This is a genomic window from Micromonospora sp. NPDC049497 (genome assembly GCF_044465805.1).
Taxonomy (GTDB): Bacteria; Actinomycetota; Actinomycetes; order Mycobacteriales; family Micromonosporaceae; genus Micromonospora.
The window spans coordinates 1-15,799 of the sequence record NZ_JBITMC010000012.1 but is presented as its reverse complement, the minus strand read 5'-3'; the positions used below and the strand labels follow the sequence as shown (position 1 = coordinate 15,799).

The 15,799-nt window shown below is 72.4% G+C and carries 13 protein-coding genes and 1 riboswitch; of the genes, 3 read left to right on the top strand and 10 right to left on the bottom strand.

Going from position 1 to position 15,799, the window contains the following annotated elements; translation table 11 throughout:
* Positions 1 to 132: 132 nt before the first annotated feature.
* From ACIBR0_RS17620 to ACIBR0_RS17610, 3 genes are read right to left on the bottom strand one after another with little or no spacing between them, the layout of a single operon-like run.
* Positions 133 to 1,110, bottom strand: coding sequence for an NAD(P)-dependent alcohol dehydrogenase (locus ACIBR0_RS17620; protein ID WP_396716767.1), 978 nt, complete (start codon positions 1,108 to 1,110; stop codon positions 133 to 135).
* Positions 1,107 to 1,343, bottom strand: a complete 237-nt coding sequence (locus tag ACIBR0_RS17615) for a helix-turn-helix transcriptional regulator (protein WP_396716765.1) — start codon at positions 1,341 to 1,343, stop codon at positions 1,107 to 1,109. Before ACIBR0_RS17615 ends, ACIBR0_RS17620 begins: the two co-directional genes overlap by 4 nt.
* The gene (locus tag ACIBR0_RS17610; protein WP_396716763.1) at positions 1,337 to 1,765 is read right to left on the bottom strand and encodes a hypothetical protein; all 429 of its coding nucleotides are present in this window, start codon (positions 1,763 to 1,765) and stop codon (positions 1,337 to 1,339) included. The genes ACIBR0_RS17615 and ACIBR0_RS17610 overlap by 7 nt, the downstream gene beginning before the upstream one ends.
* Before the next feature lie 128 nt (positions 1,766 to 1,893).
* On the opposite strand from ACIBR0_RS17610, the gene ACIBR0_RS17605 reads away from it, so the two are divergent.
* On the top strand, positions 1,894 to 2,064 hold the full coding sequence (locus ACIBR0_RS17605; protein ID WP_396716761.1) for a hypothetical protein: 171 nt from the start codon (positions 1,894 to 1,896) through the stop codon (positions 2,062 to 2,064).
* Between the two features lie 292 nt (positions 2,065 to 2,356).
* Entirely contained in the window at positions 2,357 to 3,244 is an 888-nt protein-coding gene (locus ACIBR0_RS17600) for a S1 family peptidase (RefSeq protein ID WP_396716759.1), read from the top strand.
* A gap of 88 nt (positions 3,245 to 3,332) precedes the next feature.
* Here ACIBR0_RS17600 and ACIBR0_RS17595 read toward each other — a convergent pair whose 3' ends face one another.
* From ACIBR0_RS17595 to ACIBR0_RS17565, 7 genes are all read right to left on the bottom strand, one after another.
* The gene (locus tag ACIBR0_RS17595; RefSeq protein ID WP_396716757.1) at positions 3,333 to 3,854 is read right to left on the bottom strand and encodes a hypothetical protein; all 522 of its coding nucleotides are present in this window, start codon (positions 3,852 to 3,854) and stop codon (positions 3,333 to 3,335) included.
* Between the two features lie 151 nt (positions 3,855 to 4,005).
* The gene (gene pdxY / locus ACIBR0_RS17590; RefSeq protein WP_396716755.1) at positions 4,006 to 4,857 is read right to left on the bottom strand and encodes a pyridoxal kinase PdxY; all 852 of its coding nucleotides are present in this window, start codon (positions 4,855 to 4,857) and stop codon (positions 4,006 to 4,008) included.
* A 73-nt stretch (positions 4,858 to 4,930) separates the two neighbouring features.
* Positions 4,931 to 7,357: a M14 family metallopeptidase gene (locus tag ACIBR0_RS17585; RefSeq protein ID WP_396716753.1), complete on the bottom strand. Its 2,427-nt coding sequence runs from the start codon at positions 7,355 to 7,357 to the stop codon at positions 4,931 to 4,933.
* Between the two features lie 341 nt (positions 7,358 to 7,698).
* Positions 7,699 to 8,052: a hypothetical protein gene (locus ACIBR0_RS17580; RefSeq protein WP_396716751.1), complete on the bottom strand. Its 354-nt coding sequence runs from the start codon at positions 8,050 to 8,052 to the stop codon at positions 7,699 to 7,701.
* A gap of 88 nt (positions 8,053 to 8,140) precedes the next feature.
* Positions 8,141 to 9,076: a diacylglycerol/lipid kinase family protein gene (locus tag ACIBR0_RS17575; protein ID WP_396716749.1), complete on the bottom strand. Its 936-nt coding sequence runs from the start codon at positions 9,074 to 9,076 to the stop codon at positions 8,141 to 8,143.
* A gap of 131 nt (positions 9,077 to 9,207) precedes the next feature.
* Positions 9,208 to 11,139: a molecular chaperone HtpG gene (gene htpG / locus ACIBR0_RS17570; protein ID WP_396716747.1), complete on the bottom strand. Its 1,932-nt coding sequence runs from the start codon at positions 11,137 to 11,139 to the stop codon at positions 9,208 to 9,210.
* 108 nt (positions 11,140 to 11,247) lie between these two features.
* Positions 11,248 to 11,889 (bottom strand): transglycosylase family protein, encoded by a 642-nt coding sequence (locus tag ACIBR0_RS17565; protein ID WP_396716745.1) that lies wholly within the window; start codon positions 11,887 to 11,889, stop codon positions 11,248 to 11,250.
* Positions 11,889 to 12,061: riboswitch (cyclic di-AMP (ydaO/yuaA leader) on the bottom strand. It overlaps the preceding gene by 1 nt.
* 332 nt (positions 12,062 to 12,393) lie before the next feature.
* On the opposite strand from ACIBR0_RS17565, the gene ACIBR0_RS17560 reads away from it, so the two are divergent.
* Complete coding sequence (locus tag ACIBR0_RS17560; protein ID WP_396716743.1) at positions 12,394 to 15,291, top strand: ATP-binding protein; 2,898 nt, start codon at positions 12,394 to 12,396, stop codon at positions 15,289 to 15,291.
* Positions 15,292 to 15,799: the final 508 nt, after the last annotated feature.

Genomic DNA, 15,799 nt, shown 5'->3' with positions numbered 1-15,799 from the left:
CGGGGGGGGGGGGGGGGGGGGGGGGGGGGGGGGGCGGGCCGCCCGGCCCCGGCGCCCGCGGGGGGGGCGCCCCCGGGGGGGGCCCCCCCGCCCGGGGCCCCCCCCCCCCCCCCCCCGCCGGTCCCGCGTCCGTCATCCGACCGTGGTGACGACCACCTTGCCGCGCGTCCGGCCGCGTTCCACGTGCCGGACCGCGTCGGCGGCCTCCGCCAGCGGATAGGTCCGCTCGACGACCGGTCGTACCGCGCCGGCCTCGATCAGGGCGGTCAGCGCCGCCAGGTTCGCGGTGCCCTCCTTCGCCACCAGGGGCACCAGCCGCTGGCGGACGAGCGGGGACAGCAGCATCGCGCGCAGCTGGCGGTCGAAGCCCCGCAACCAGGTGCCGCCCACCGCCTCACCGCCGACGAGCACGAGCGTCCCGGTGGGGGTCAGGGCCCGGCGGAGGTGCGCGAGAGCGCGGTTGCCGCCGGTGTCGACCACGACGTCGTACCGCCGGCCGGGCACGACGACGTCCTCCCGGGTGTGGTCGAGGATGTCGTCGGCGCCGAGGGACCGGACGAGGTCGATCTTGTCGGTGCGGCACACGCCGGTGACGTGCGCGCCGGCCGCCCTGGCGAGCTGGAGCGCGAAGGCGCCGACGCCGCCGCCGGCACCGATGACGAGCACCCGCTGCCCGGCGGTGACCCGGCCGGCATCGCGGACGGCGGTGAGCGCGGTCTGGCCGGAGACGGGGACGGCGGCGGCCTCGACGAAGGTCAGCGTCCGCGGCTTGGGGGCGAGCCGGCCGGCGGGGGCGAGCGCGTACTCCGCGTAGGTGCCGACGCCCGTGCCGTACACCTCGTCGCCGGCCGCGAGGCCGGTCACCCCGGGCCCGACGGCCGCGACCACCCCGGCCAGGTCCATGCCGGGGACGCGGCTGCGGGGCCGCCGCAGTCCGGAGGCCAGGCGTACGGGGTACGGCAGGCCGTTCATCAGGTGCCAGACGCCGGGATCGACACCGGCCGCGTGCACCCGGACCAGGACCTGACCCTCGCCGGGGGTGGGCACGTCGACGTCCCGCAGGCCGAGCACCTCGGCCGGGCCGTAGTGGTCCTGCACGATCGCCTTCACGATGGTTCCTCCTGCGGGTCGGTCGGATAGTGGAAGACGTCGGTCAGGGGTACGCCGAACACGGCCGCGATCTGGAAGGCCGTCTCCAGCGACGGCGAGTAGCGCCCCTGCTCGATGGCGATGACGGTCTGCCGGGTGACGCCGATCCGGCGGGCCAGCTCGGCCTGGCTCATCTCGCCGTGGGCGACCCGCAGCGCGCGGACGGAGTTGGTGACCCGGGTCGGCTTCACCACGACTGGAAGCCCCGCCGGTACGCGACGATCCGGGCGACCGATCCGAGCACGGCGGAGAGCACGAACCCGAGGTACAGGACGTTGGCGATCCAGAAGTGGTCCCACCGGGCGAGGGCCATCAGCAGGGCCGCCACGGCACCCACGATGACGAACGACTGGCCGATGTGTTCGCCGACCCGGCCGATCTCCCGGTCCCGCTGGTCGGTGACGCCGGCCTCCTCGCCGGAGGCGGCGGCGATGCCGACGTGCGCCACGATCGACGCGACGATCGCGGCGCCGACGGTCCACAGCAGTGTGCCCGCGTAGGGCGTCCCGGTCAGCGGCCCGTCGCCGGCCCGGCCGAGGACGAGCACCACGTACGCCGCGTAGCCGGCGACCGCGACCAGGCCCATCGCCCAGGCGCGCTTCTCCTCGAAGGCCATGAGCCCTCCCCTTGTAAAAAATTCTTGACACCCGAACGGTACGGTCCATCCACGGGTGGTGTCAATAATTCTTTACATCGCGCCCCAAGCCGATTGACTTTCGATAGGTAGCGCGTGAGAATCGATGCATGGTCACCGCGCCCGTGAAGTACGTCCTAGCCGCCCTCGCCGTCGCGATCGGCGTCGCCGCCGTCGTGTTCGGGGAGTCCGACGACTCGCCCGGCCTCCAGGGCCTGGGCGTCCTGCTCGTCATCGGCGCGCTCGCGTACGGCGTGCGGACCGCTCGACGCAGCAGGTAGCGGTACGACCGCCGGCGCTGCGCTGCGCGCCTTCCATGGTCACCAGGGGTCAGGGCTCTCCCCAGAAGTAGCGAGCCCGTGGACTTCCCGATCAGCATCGTCATGACTCTGCGGCTTCATGACCTGCACGTTCACCCACATGGTTGCATCTTGCAAATCGATCGATGCACGCCGATACTGACGAAAGCGCATGTCAGGAAGGTGACATCCATCAACCCGGAGATGCCTCTTCCGACGGCGACTCACGGGGCCACCACCCGTCTGGCCCCATCGCTCCCCCGAGGAGGAGACAGTGAGGATCCCCCGTAGCCCATCCCGCAGTCACGTCGCCCGATCCGCCCGGCTGTTCGCCGTAGCCGTCGGTGTGGTCGTCACCACCGCACTCGCCGCTCCGACCGCCGTGGCCGCCTCCCCTCAGACCTACAGCGCCAGTGACCTCTCGGCGGTGAACGACGCGGTGCAACGGTCCGGCGTCGAGGGCATCGCCTGGCACGTGGACGCCGCATCGGCCCGGGTCGTCGTGACCGCCGACAGCACCGTCTCCCGCGCCGAGATCACGAAGATCAAGCAGACTGCCGGCGCCAGGGCCGGCGCGATCCGGATCGAGCGCGCATCCGGAGTCTTCACCCCGCTGCTGGCCGCCGGTGACGCCATCTACGGCGGCGGCTACCGTTGCTCGCTCGGCTTCAACGTCGTCAGCGGCAGCACCTACTACTTCCTCACCGCCGGGCACTGCGGGAACGTGGCCAACACCTGGTACACGAACTCCAGCCTGACCACTCTCATCGGCCCGACCATGGGCTCCAGCTACCCCGGCAACGACTACGCGCTGGTCCGCTACGACAACACGTCACTGAGCCACCCCGGCGGCTTCGCGGTCGCGGACCCCTTTGTCGGGGAGTCGGTCAAACGCACCGGGTCGACGACCGGCACCCACAGCGGTACGGTCACCGCGCTCAACGTCTCGGTCCGCTACGTCGGCAAGGGCGGCGGCACCGTGAGGGGCATGATCCAGACCAACGTCTGCGCTGAGCCCGGCGACTCCGGCGGCGCGCTCTACGACGGCTCCAAGGCCCTTGGCATCACCTCCGGCGGCAGCGGCGACTGCAGGTCCGGGGGCACCACCTTCTACCAGCCCGTCCGCGAGGCGGTCAACGCGTACGGAGTGGTCGTCTACTGATCCTCTGCGGTGTCCCACATGGGAAGGAGCGGGGTCGCGATCGCGACCCCGCTCCTCACTTTTGGGCGACGGGCCCGGGCAGGAGGGTCTATTTGGCGGGCGGTGCGGTCGGTTGACTTGCCGGGCGACCGGTCGGCCTGGTCTCCGGCGCGCTGGTCGCGGGGCTGTCCGGCTTACCGGCCGGGCGCGACGGGCGAGCGTCGGTCGGTCGCGTGCTCGGTACCGCCTTGTCGCTCCTCTTCGTCAGCAGGGCGTCGCAGTAGGCCGCCACCTTCTCCTCGTCGCCGGCGGCGGTGATCAGCGCGGTGAACGCCGGGTTCTCCAGCGCCTTGCCCGGGTTGTCGCCGGCACCGGCCTTGAACGCGTGGCACAGGCCGTCCAGTGAGGGCGACGGGGACCCGGAGCCCTTCTCCCCGGCCGAGGACTTCCCGGCGTGCTCGGACGGCTTGCCAGTCGGGTGCGGGGTGGCGGTTGCCCCGCCGCTGCTGAGCGGGTTGGGCACCGCCCCGGTCGCCGCAGCCACCGCGACGCCACCGGTAGCGGCGACGGTGGCCACCGTGGCGGCGGCGACCTTGAGAGAGAGGAGTTTGGCGAGAGCGGTCTCAAGCATCAACAGGTCTCCGTAGTTGGGGGATCACGATGGAGATACAGGTCGCGATGCTGGCACCGCGCACCTCGTGTCCCTCGGCGTCGGGACCGACGTTTCTGTCACATCGGTCTCTCGGCGACTGCGGCCTGTCGCGGACCGCCTACCGTCCGCCTCAGCGCAGCCGGCGGGCGGCGAACCGCGCCGGCGGGTCGGCGATCGCCTCCTGCGCGGCGATCAGCTGGATCTCCCGCGTGCCCGCCGCGAGGGTCGCCTCGAGGACGGCGAAGATGGCGGCGGTGGTGCGCTCCAGCGCCGTCGCGGGTGAGCCGGTCGTGTACAGGTGCGCGAGGTACAGCGCGGCCGTGACGTCGCCGCCGCCGTTCGGGCTGATCGGCAGCAGCGGAGTGGTCACCGCCCAGGCGCCCTCGTCCGACACGGCCACCACCTCCAGCGACCCCTGCGGGACGTCACCGTGGAGCACGCTGGTCACCAGCACGTGCCGCGGTCCCGTCGCCCGCACGACGTCGACCGCCTCCAGCAACGCCTCCGGCGAGTCCGTCGAACGGCCGGACAGGAACTCCAGCTCGAACTGGTTCGGGGTGATGATGTCCGCCCGGGGAACGACCACGTCCCGCAGGTACTCGGGGATGCCCGGCCGGACGAACATGCCACGGCCCACGTCGCCCATCACCGGGTCGCAGCAGTAGACCGCCTCCGGGTTGGCCGCCTTGACCCGGTCCACCGCGTCGAGGATCACCGCGCCCATCGCCGGGTCCCCCTGGTAGCCCGAGAGCACCGCGTCGGCGCTCCCGAGGACCCCCCGGTCGGCGATGCCCTCGATGACCTCCGCGACGTCGGCCGGAGCCAGCAGCGGCCCACGCCACGCGCCGTACCCGGTGTGGTTCGAGAAGTGGACGGTGAGCACCGGCCACACCTCGTGGCCGAGCCGCTGGAGTGGGAACACGGCCGCCGAGTTGCCCACGTGGCCGTAGGCGACCGATGACTGGATGGACAGGATCTTCACCACGTCATCATGACGGTTTCCCCGGGACACGTCGGCGGTGCCCCCGAACGGGAGCACCGCCGACGTGCACCCGTCAGCCGATCGGCAGGGTCGCCACCGCCTTCCGGAAGTTCCGGCCGCTCCCGTCGGGGGTGTAGTTGTTCTCGACGTTGCCCGCCGAGTCCACCGAGAACCAGTGGACGGTGGCGCCGAGCGGAACCGTGAGCGTCTCCCCGCCCTCACGGATGCCCGCCGACCCGTAGCGGGTCGAGGAGTACGTGGGGACGCCGCCGTCGAGGGTGTAGAAGACCGCTGCCGGTTCGCTGACCTCGAAGGTCACGTCCACCGTCCCCGGCGTGGCACCCGGCCCGACCACCAGACCACTCTCCGGGCGGGTCTGGTCCTTGTCGAAGTCGCGCGCCACCCGCATCAGCTCGACCAGGCCGTTCGCGAACTCCATGGTCTCCTCGTGCGCCTCCGTCCATTCCGGCTGGAAGGAGGTGCCGACCTCGAAGTTCCAGGCGTAGATGCCGTACCGGTACCAGAGCATGTCGCCGGAGTTGCCGGCCGCCGAGTAGAGCACGTCGGAGATCGGGCCGGTACGCGCCGGGGTGACCGCCATGTTCCGGTGTCGCTTGATGGCGGACAGGATCCGCTCCGAGGCGCCCCAGAACGCGGACTCCTCGTCCAGCGTCGGTCGGGGCGCGGAGACCCGGCCGGGCAGGGCGTACGCGCCGGGCGACCACATGAAGTAGTTGCCCGAGGAGTGCAGGTTCATCGAGAAGCGGATGTTCGGACGGGCGGCCAGCCAGTCCAGGTTGCGGTTCTCCGGTTCGGACAGCTCACCTGGGCCGGCGTACGTGCCGCTGGTGCAGCTCGACGACGCTCCCGAGAAACCGTCGAAGAGGCTGTACTCGGTGTAGTTGCGGTTGTTGTCCACCCCCCAGGAGTCCCGGGCGAGGAAGTCCGCCGCCCCGGTGAGCGGGCAGTGGTTGGTCATGTTCTTGCGCTGGGAGTTGAAGTCGTAGAACGAGTAGTGCCCACCGTCGGGGTTGATCGAGGGCGCGATCCAGATGTCGAGGTCGTTCAGCAGTTGCTTCGTCCGCCCGTCGTGCGCGTAGTTGCGCAGCAGCCGCTCGGCGGTCTCGACGGTCACCAGCGGCGGCACCCACTCCCGCGCGTGCTCCTGCGCGTACGCCAGCACCCCGGGCTTCGAGCCGTCGCGGTGCTTGCCGATACGGATCGCGTACACCGGGTGGGGGTCCCGGGAGACCGACGCCGGCGCGCTCAGGTCGTCGGTGAGCAGGGTCCGCGCGGCCGGCGCGACCACGCCGCCGCCCGCGCTCCCCCGATAGGTGTACGCCCGCAGCAGCGAGCCGGCGCGGGCGTTGAGGGCCGCGACGACCTCGGCGGCGGTGCTGGTCACCGCGCCGCCGGCGTCGGTCGCGAGGCCCACCCGCACCGCGCTGCCGCTCACGTCGACCGACAGCGGAGCGTTCGCGCCGCCGGGATGGGCCAGCTCGAGGGAGACGTCGTTGCCACCCTCGTGTCCCCAGGCAAGCGAGTCGACGGCGACCCGGCTGGCGGTGGTCGTGCCGAGGACGGCCTGCGCGTGCCGCCGGTAGCCGTTGGTCCGGTGCGGCAGCTCCACGATCTCGGCGAGGTCGGGGAACTCGGCGGCGAGCTGCCGGATCCGCCCGTACAGGTCGGTCGGGGTGAGGTAGCTGGTGACGAAGTCCTTCTGGTAGCCGGGCCCCTCCGGATCGGTCGCGGAGACGGGCAGCCACTCCCGCACCTTCGCCACGGCGACGTCACCGGTCGGACTGGTGATCCGCACGTAGTCGGGGCGGCTGGTGACCAGCGCGGCGCCCCGGTGGTAAAGGTAGACGCCCGCGTCGACGAAGCGGGAGACGCTCTGGGTGCCGCCGGAGCCGATCTCCGTACCCGGGCCGCTGTCGCGGGCCACGGTCAGCGCGGCGGTGGAGGTCTGGCCCTGCGCCCACTTCGCCTCCACCGAAAGGACCTGGCTGGCCCCCGAGGTGTAGTAGTCGGCACGGATGATCTTCACGTCGGAGACGCCGGCGGCGGTGGCCGCGGCGGTGAACTCCTGGTTGTCCGCCTTGTGGTCGGCGATCGCCGCCTCGCGTTCGGCGACCCGGGCCTGCGCGTCCGCCGGCCGGTGCACCACCCGCCCGAGTGCGTACCCGGCGGCGGTGAGCGTCGCCGCCTCGGCGGGGGTGACCACGGCGTGCACGACCAGCCCGTCCTCCGTCCGGGTGACATGGTGGTCGAGGTCGACGCCGGTGGCGACGAGCGCGTCCAACTGTGCGGTGCCGGCGAGCCGCACCTCGACGACGCTGGCCTGCTCGTCCGCGGCGCGGCCGAGGTCCGCGGGTGGCGCCGAGGCGTCCGGTACGACCGCCGAGGCCGGGCTGACCAGCAGCAACGCGGTCGCGGCGGCGGCCAGGCCGACCGGAACGGGGAGGCGGCGTCGCCACCGGGGACCGAATGAATCGGACATGCGCTGTCCGCCCTTCTGTACCCGGCGTGCGGCGGCAGGGAGGGTGCCGGACGACCCGCCGGCCGGTCACGGGTGACTGCCCTCAGCTCCGTACGGGCAGCATCGCCGGGACCCGGCGTACGACGGATGATGACGCCCGGCCGCGTCGGCTGGACGCTGCCCGCATCGCCGGCTGCGCAGCGTCGCCGACCTCGGTCGACTCGATGGGCGGTGGGAGGACTGAGGCCATCCTTGGGCCACCCGTGGAGATCTGTCAATGCCTGGCCTGGGCCTTCACCAGCCCGTCGGAGGGCGCGGAGCCCCCGGGACCGCGCCACCCGCCGGAATCGGCGGCGCAGCGATCAGGCGGCTCGGGTCGTCCCGCCGGGTGCGGCCGGACGGAGGCGGCGGCCGGCCGCCACCGCGGGCGACCCTCCGTCGAGCTGGTCGTGGTCGCCGGTGCGACCCGTGCGAACCCCCGGCGACGCGCCGGTCGCACCCGCCGGTGTCTGTGCGGAGCGCAGTGCCCGCTGGGCGGTGTTCCAGGCGGCGCAGGGCCAGGCCTGACCGGCGCAGAGCAGATTGTGGCAGGCGCCGTCGCCGTCCGGCTGGTGCGCGTCGGCCACGTCGAGGGCGAGATCCCACAGCAGCGGATCGGTCACCTCCGGCGGACGGTCGGCATGGCGATCCGGCCGATTTCGGCTGGTGTCGGACATCGTGCGGCCCCCCTTACGAGCTGTTATCCCTCCACCTTCACCCGGAACAGCCCCTGGTAAACGGCGCCTGGACGGCCGGCCCGACCACTCACGCCGATTCGCCGGCCTCCGGGCAGCAGAGGGTCAACGCCCCGGGCACCACCCGCACCTTGAGCTTGGTGACCGCGCCCCGCGCTCCCCCGTCCAACTCGTACGTGCGCGGGGCCGCGAGGCGGACCTTCACCTTGCGTCCCCGGGTGATCCGCAGGAACGGCGACTCCTCCGACCGGCCCGCCGCCATCCGGCCGAGCGTGCGGGCCCAGTCGATGGCGCCGTCGGCGGTGGACACACCGACCTCCAGGCAGCCGTCGTCCGGGCGCGCGTCGTCGAAGGCCGGGATGCCGCCGGTGATGGTGCCGACGTTGCCGAAGAGCACGCAGCTCGCCTCGCCGTGAAACCACTCGGTGCCGTCGACGGTGATCCGGGTCCGGACCAGTTCACCCCGGACGTGTCGGAGCCCCGTCCACATGTAGGCGAGGCGGCCGAACCGGCCCTTGAGGTCACGGTCGGCCTCCCGGATGAGGTCGCCGTCGAAACCGGCACCGGCCATCACCGCGAAGTGCTCGCCGTTGAGGCGGCCCAGGTCCAGGGTGCGGCGACGGCCGTGCAGCCCGATCCGCACCGCCTCGGGCAGGTCCTCGGGGATCCCGAGGTTGGCGGCGAAGAGGTTCGCGGTGCCGGCGGGCAGGATCGCCATCGCGGTGCCCGAGCCGGCGAGCGTGTCGGCGCAGCGCTGGACCATGCCGTCCCCGCCCCAGACGAAGATCAGGTCGGCGCCCTTCTTCAACGCCCTGCGGACCTTCTTCGGGGCCTTGCGGCTCTTCGGCACCTCGTACCAGAGCAGGTCGTCGACGCCCGCGCCGGCCAGTTCCGCGCGGAGGGCGTCAAGGCCGCCGCCGAGGGTCTTCCTGCGGTGCGCGACGACCGCGACCGTGCCGACGCCGGTCGTGACCGGGTTACCGCGCTCCGATGTCCTCGTGCTCATGCCCGCCCGTGTTACCCAGACGGCGTCACTCCCACGCCGGCCCGGCGGCCGACGCGTTCGTCGCCCGGTCCACCGGCTCGTTCCTGGGCACGGGGGAGGTCGCCGGGCAGGCGGCCTCCCCCGTCGCCGGTCTAGAGGGTTCGGGCGAGCCGGTCGGCGAGGATCCGGGTGAACCGGGCCGGGTCGGCCAGTTCCCCGCCCTCGGCGAGCAGCGCCATCCCGTACAGCAGCTCCGCGGTCTCCTTCAGCGACTCCTCGGTGCCGCCCTGCTCGCGGGCCTTGCGCAGGCCGGTGACGAGCGGGTGCCCCGGGTTGAGTTCGAGGATCCGCTTGACCGCCGGCACCTCGTGCCCCATCGCCCGGTACATCTTCTCCAGCGTCGGGGTGATGTCGTGGGCGTCGCCGACCACGCAGGCCGGGGAGGTGGTCAGCCGCGACGACAGGCGGACCTCCTTGACCGCGTCGGCGAGGACCCCACCCATCCAGGTGAGCAGGTCCGCGTACTCGGTGCGCTGCCGCTCCCGCTCGGCCTCCGCCTCGGCCTTCTCCTCCTCGGTGTCCAGGTCGACCTGGCCCTTGGCGATCGACCGCAGCGTCCTCCCGTCGTACTGGCCGACCCGCTCGACCCACACCTCGTCGACCGGGTCGGTGAGCAGCAGCACCTCGTAGCCCTTGGCCCGGAACGCCTCCATGTGCGGCGAGTTCTCGATGGTCGCCCGGGACTCGCCGGTGGCGTAGTAGATGTCGCTCTGGCCGTCCTTCATCCGGCCGACGTACCCGGCGAGGTCGGTGGGCTCGGCCGGGTCGTGGGTGGAGGCGACCGACAGGATCTCCAGGAGGATGTCCCGATTCTCCGTGTCGTCGATCAGGCCCTCCTTGACGGCGGGGCCGAACTCGGTCCAGAAGGTCCGGTACTTCTCCGGCTGCTTCGCCTTCAGGTCGCGGACGGTGGCGAGTACCTTCTTCACCAACCGCCGGCGGACGACCTGGATCTGCCGGTCCTGCTGGAGGATCTCCCGGGAGATGTTCAGCGACAGGTCGTGCGCGTCCACCACGCCCTTGACGAAGCGCAGGTAGTTCGGCATCAGCGCTTCGCAGTCGTCCATGATGAAGACGCGCTTGACGTAGAGCTGCACGCCCCGGCGGCCCTGCGGGGAGAAGAGGTCCAGCGGCGCGTGGGACGGGAGGAAGAGCAGCGCCTCGTACTCGAAGGTGCCTTCGCCCCGCATGTGCACGACCTCGAGGGGGTCGGCCCAGTCGTGGCTGACGTGCTTGTAGAACTCCCTGTACTCGGCCTCGTCGACCTCGTCCCGGGGCCGGGCCCAGAGCGCCTTCATCGAGTTGAGCGTCTGCACCTCGACGGTCGGGGCGCCGCCGTCGGCGCCGGGGCGCTCCACGCTCATCCGGATCGGCCAGGCGATGAAGTCGGAGTACCGCTTGACGATCTCCCGCAGCGTCCACTCGGCGGTGTAGTCGTGCAGGTTGTCCTCGGTGTCGACCGGCTTCAGGTGCAGGGTGACCGAGGTGCCCTGGGGTGCGTCCTGGACCCCCTCGACGGTGTAGGTGCCCTCGCCGGTCGACTCCCAGCGGGTGCCGCCGCTCTCCCCCGCCCGGCGGGTGACCAGTTCGACCCGGTCGGCGACCATGAACGCGGCGTAGAAGCCGACACCGAACTGGCCGATCAACTCCTGCGACGTACCGGCGTCGGAGGACTCGCGCAGCGTCCGCAGCAGCTCGGCGGTGCCCGACTTGGCGATCGTGCCGATCACCTGGACCACCTCGTCCCGCGACATCCCGATGCCGTTGTCCCGGACGGTGAGGGTCCGCGCGTCCCGGTCGACCTCGATCGCGATGTGCAGGTCGGTGGTGTCGACGTCGAGGTCCTTGTCCACCAGGGACGCCAGCCGCACCTTGTCCAGCGCGTCGGAGGCGTTCGAGATCAGCTCGCGCAGGAAGACGTCCTTGTTCGAGTAGATCGAGTGGACCATCAGCTGGAGCAGCTGACGTGCCTCGGCCTGGAACTCCAACGTCTCGGTCCGGTTGCTCACACCGTGTCCTTTCATGCTCGACGACCACGAGAAGGTTCGCGGAAAGGATACGAGCCGTCGCGGACGGCGATGCGACGACGCCCGGCCGGTGGTGCCGGCCGGGCGTCGTGAATGGGGTACGCGTCAGAGACTGAGCCGCTGACCCGGGAAGATCAGGCCCGGGTCGCCGCCGACGACGCGCTCGTTGCGCTCGTACAGCGCACGCCAGCCACCGTCGACGCCGTGCGAGGTGGCGATCTTGGCGAGGGTGTCGCCCGGCTCGACCACGTGGGTCTCGCCGCTGCCCGACGGTGTGGTGTTCCGCGTCGAGCGCTCGTTGCCGGAGTCGCGCTTCGTCGTGCCGGAGTCGCGCTTCGTCTCCGAGGACCGCTCGGTCTTCTTCGGGGTGTACGCCTTGGTGGAGCCGCCCCGCTTGCCGCAGGTCGGCCAGGCGCCGATGCCCTGGCCGTCGAGCACCCGCTCGGCCACCGCGATCTGCTCGCCGCGGCTGGCCAGGTCGGCCCGCTTGGCGTACCTGAGGCCGCCGTAGCCCTCCCAGGTGCTCTGGGCGAACTGCAGGCCGCCGTAGTAGCCGTTGCCGGTGTTGATGCTCCAGTTGCCGCTGGACTCGCACTGGGCGATCGCGTCCCAGTTGACGCTGTCGGCCTGTGCCGGCGCGGCCGGGCCGAAGATCGCGACCGCGCCGGCCACGGCGCCGACGGCGAGGGTGCCGACGGCGGTACGACGGGCGGTGCGACGGTGCCGGGCCTGGTAGTCAGATGCCATCGATGTGTCCTCCACGCCTGCGAGGTCAGCTGTCGGGTTCGGGCCGAGGAGCCCGGCCGCCGAGGGCGGCTTCACCCCGAGGTGACGTGCACCGAGGAACGTGTGGGTCCCCCGCTCCGTGCCTGGGTGACGGGTTCCGACGGCCGGCGGCAGGATTAGGCGTTACCGACCGTGGTGTTCGCGTCGCGAACACGCTCGACGTTAGGGGCGCTTCGCGTCGATTGCCCACTTCTCGTGAACTTCCTCACCGCGCAGCGCGGGAGCACCGGCCGCCGACTTGCGCCCCGTCCGCACCTGTGGTCGCGCCAGCTTTCCCCGATGGTGACCTGTGGCGGGGACCACAGGTGGTGTGGAGACGGGTGCGTGTGGGTACAGACGATCTCCGGGGTGGCGGCGGATTCGCGAGCGTGCCCAGGTGCCAGGATGTGGGCAGCTAACGCCAGCAAGGGGTGGTGGGCCCCGGAACGGGGCTGCGATGGGACTCGGTCGAGGGTGACGCAACGGGTGGGTGACCTCTTCGTAGGCGGTGGGGACACCGGACGGCTGATGGCACGGCTCGACTGGTCCTCGACGCCCCTCGGCCCGGTCGAGCGCTGGCCCCAGAGCCTGCGCGCCGCCGTGCGGATGGTGCTGTCGTCCCGGTACCCGATGCTGCTGCTGTGGGGAACGGAGTTCACCCAGCTCTACAACGACGCCTACTCGGCACTGATCGGGGACAAACACCCCAGCGCCCTCGGTGGCGACGTGCGGGTCACCCTCGCCGAGGGCTGGGACGTGCTGGCCCCGCTGATCGACGAGGCGATGACGACCGGGGTGGCCAGCTGGGTGCCGGCCCTCCAACTGCTGCTCGACCGCTCCGGCTACCGCGAGGAGGCGTACTTCAGCGTCTCGCACGCGCCCGCCCGCGACGACGACGGCCGTACGGTCGGGGTGCTCACCGTGTGCAGCGAGGTGACCGAGCAGGTGGTCGGCGAGCGCCGGCTGCGTCTGCTGCGGGACCTGACGGTTGGCGGGGACGGACGCACCGTGGACGTGGCCGGCACCTGTCACCGGCTGGCCGAGGCCGTCGGCGGGTACGCGCTGGACGTCCCGTTCGCCGCGATCTACCTGCGTGACGGCGGCGTGCTGCGGCGGGCGGCGTGCGTCGGCGGGGACGTGGTGGCCGCGGCGCTTCCGGAGAGCGTGCCGACGGGCGAGGGGCGGGCCTGGGGCCTGCGGGAGGGGGCGGCGGGCACGGCCACCGAGGTCACCGGCGTCGCCGACCGGCTCACCCTTGCCGGCGGCCCCTGGGGGGACCCGGTCGGTTCGGCCCTGGCCCTGCCCCTGCCGTCCGCCGAGGCGGACCAGCCGCTGGGGGTGCTGCTCGTCGGAGTGAGCCCGAGCCGCGGGCTGGACGAGGCGTACCGGTCCTTCTTCCACCTGCTGGCGCAGCAGGTGGCGGTCGCGGTCCGCAACGCGTCGGCGTACGAGGAGGAGCGGCGGCGCGCCGAGGCGCTGGCCGAGCTGGACCGCGTGAAGACGACCTTCTTCACCAACGTCAGCCACGAGTTCCGTACCCCGCTGACCCTCATGCTCGGTCCGCTGGCCGACGCCCTCAACGATCCGGAGCATCCGCTGCCGGCCGCGCAGCGGGAACGGGTGGACACCGCGTGGCGTAACGCCACCCGGCTGTTGACGCTGGTCAACAACCTCCTCACGTTCTCCAGCCTGGAGGCCGGCGGGGCGCGCAGCGAGGCTCGCGAGATCGACCTGCCGGGCCTGACCGCCGAACTGGCCAGCGTCTTCCGGGCCGCCATCGAGCGGGCCGGTCTGCGGCTGGAGGTGGAGTGCCCGCCGCTGCCCCGCCCGCTCGCCGTCGATCCGGTCAACTGGGAACGCATCGTCACGAACCTGCTGTCCAACGCCTTGAAGTACACGTTCGTCGGCCGGATCCGGGTGGCGGTGGAGGCCGACGACGAGGAGGTCCGGCTGGTCGTCGCCGACACGGGGATCGGCATCGCCCCGGAGGACCTGCCCCGCCTGTTCGAACGGTTCCACCGGGTGCAGGGCGCCCGCTCCCGCAGCCACGAGGGCACCGGCATCGGCCTGGCCCTGGTACGGGAACTTGCCCGCCTGGAGGGTGGCGACGTGCGGGTGGAGAGCCGGGTGGGGACGGGGGCCACGTTCACCGTGGCGCTGCCCTGGGCGGCGGTCGGTCGGGACGCGCCGTCCGCGACCGACGAGCCGGCCCGGGGCCGGACCGCCCGGGCCGCCGTGCAGGAGGCGGCCGGCTGGTTGACCGACGCGGCGTCGGCATCGGCGACCGCCTCCGCGTACGAGGCGCACGGGGCCCGGATCCTGGTCGCCGACGACAACGCCGACATGCGCGCGTACCTGGCCCGCCTGCTCGCCGGACAGGGCTGGCGGGTGGAGACCGTCGGCGACGGGCGCGCCGCCCTCGCCGCGATTTACCGGGACCGGCCGGACCTGGTGCTGACCGACGTCATGATGCCCGACGTCGACGGCTTCGAGCTGGTCCGCCGGCTGCGCGACGAGCCGTCGACCCGGGCCCTGCCGATCATGCTGCTCTCCGCCCGCGCCGGCGGCGACGCCAGCGTCGCGGGCCTGGACCTGGGCGCCGACGACTACATCGTCAAGCCCTTCGCCACCGCGGAGCTGATCGCCCGGGTGCGGGCCGTTCTGCACGGTGCCCGCGCACGGGCGCGGCAGTCGGACGCCGACGGCACGCCCACCGACGGCGGCACGGTCCGCGCGTCGGAGGACCCGGCCCACGCCACCGCCGTGGTCCGGCCGCCGGCGACCGGTCGGGGTGACACTCCAGTGGTACGCGGAACGGGATCACCACAGGCCGCCGCGCAGCCCGCTTCCGCCGTCGACGCGGGTGCGGCCCCGCCGAGTCTCGGCGTGAACGGCGTGCGGCCGCCCGTCGAGGTGGAGGGCGCCGGTCGGCAGCCGTGGACGGACGTGGACCGTTACGGCCCGGTGACCGCACTGGACACCGGTTGGACGTACCCGTCGGAGCCCACCTCCGCTTCGGCCATGCGCCGCGACGTGCGGACGGCCCTGGAGTCGCTGGACGTGGACCCGGGCATCGTGCAGGACCTGCTGTTGGCCGCGTCCGAGGCGGTCAACAACGCCGTGGAGCACGCCCAGCGGCCGACCCGGCCGGAGGTGCGCGTCCGGCTGCGGGTGTCCGACGGCACGGTCCAGATCGCCGTACGCGACTTCGGGACCTGGCGGGACCGCCGCCCGGCGATGGATCGGGGCCGCGGCGCGACGCTCATGAAGGCGTACGGCGACGTGCGGATGATCTCCACCGGCGAGGGCACCACCGTCACCATCGAGCGCCGACTCCCCGAAACCGACGCCACGAACCATGGAGTAACCACCAGCCACCCCTAACCGGCCAGCCCCTTCCCGCATCCGCTCCCCGCCCCCGCCACCCTGGTTGATCACGAGGTTAGCGGGGCGAGATGTCCGTTTCGCACCCGCCAACCTCATGATCAACGCCGCCGGGCCGACCGTGGTGTCCGGTTTGGGGTGGGTGTCGGGTGAGGCGGGGCCACCCCGGGGGGTGGAATCCGGGGCGGGGGCGGGTCGTTGTACATGGCAGACCGCGCCACCCTGGGCGGCGCACCCGGCCCGCACCATGGGCCCGGCCCTGGCGGGAACGATTGACCGCCGGCCGCGGTTACATCCCCTCGGACCGCACCACAGCCCACCCCGGCAAGCCCCGGAAGCCGGCAGGGAATGACCCCCCGGACCCGGTCGTTACATCCCCCGGACCCGCGCCGGCCACGGCCGCCGGGCCGAATCCCCGAAACATCGCGGCATGCCACCGCAGAACCCCCCTCTTGCGTGTGTCGCGCACCCCCGATGTGAAGGAGCACCCCGATCATGGCTACCACCC

What these genes read in the sequence shown, in the direction of transcription:
- ACIBR0_RS17610 (WP_396716763.1), bottom strand. Translation starts at nt 1,765, where the DNA reads ATGGCCTTCGAGGAGAAGCGCGCCTGGGCGATGGGCCTGGTCGCGGTC.
- ACIBR0_RS17605 (WP_396716761.1), top strand. Translation starts at nt 1,894, where the DNA reads ATGGTCACCGCGCCCGTGAAGTACGTCCTAGCCGCCCTCGCCGTCGCG.
- ACIBR0_RS17595 (WP_396716757.1), bottom strand. Translation starts at nt 3,854, where the DNA reads ATGCTTGAGACCGCTCTCGCCAAACTCCTCTCTCTCAAGGTCGCCGCC.
- ACIBR0_RS17585 (WP_396716753.1), bottom strand. Translation starts at nt 7,357, where the DNA reads ATGTCCGATTCATTCGGTCCCCGGTGGCGACGCCGCCTCCCCGTTCCG.
- ACIBR0_RS17580 (WP_396716751.1), bottom strand. Translation starts at nt 8,052, where the DNA reads ATGTCCGACACCAGCCGAAATCGGCCGGATCGCCATGCCGACCGTCCG.
- ACIBR0_RS17575 (WP_396716749.1), bottom strand. Translation starts at nt 9,076, where the DNA reads ATGAGCACGAGGACATCGGAGCGCGGTAACCCGGTCACGACCGGCGTC.
- htpG (WP_396716747.1), bottom strand. Translation starts at nt 11,139, where the DNA reads ATGAAAGGACACGGTGTGAGCAACCGGACCGAGACGTTGGAGTTCCAG.
- ACIBR0_RS17565 (WP_396716745.1), bottom strand. Translation starts at nt 11,889, where the DNA reads ATGGCATCTGACTACCAGGCCCGGCACCGTCGCACCGCCCGTCGTACC.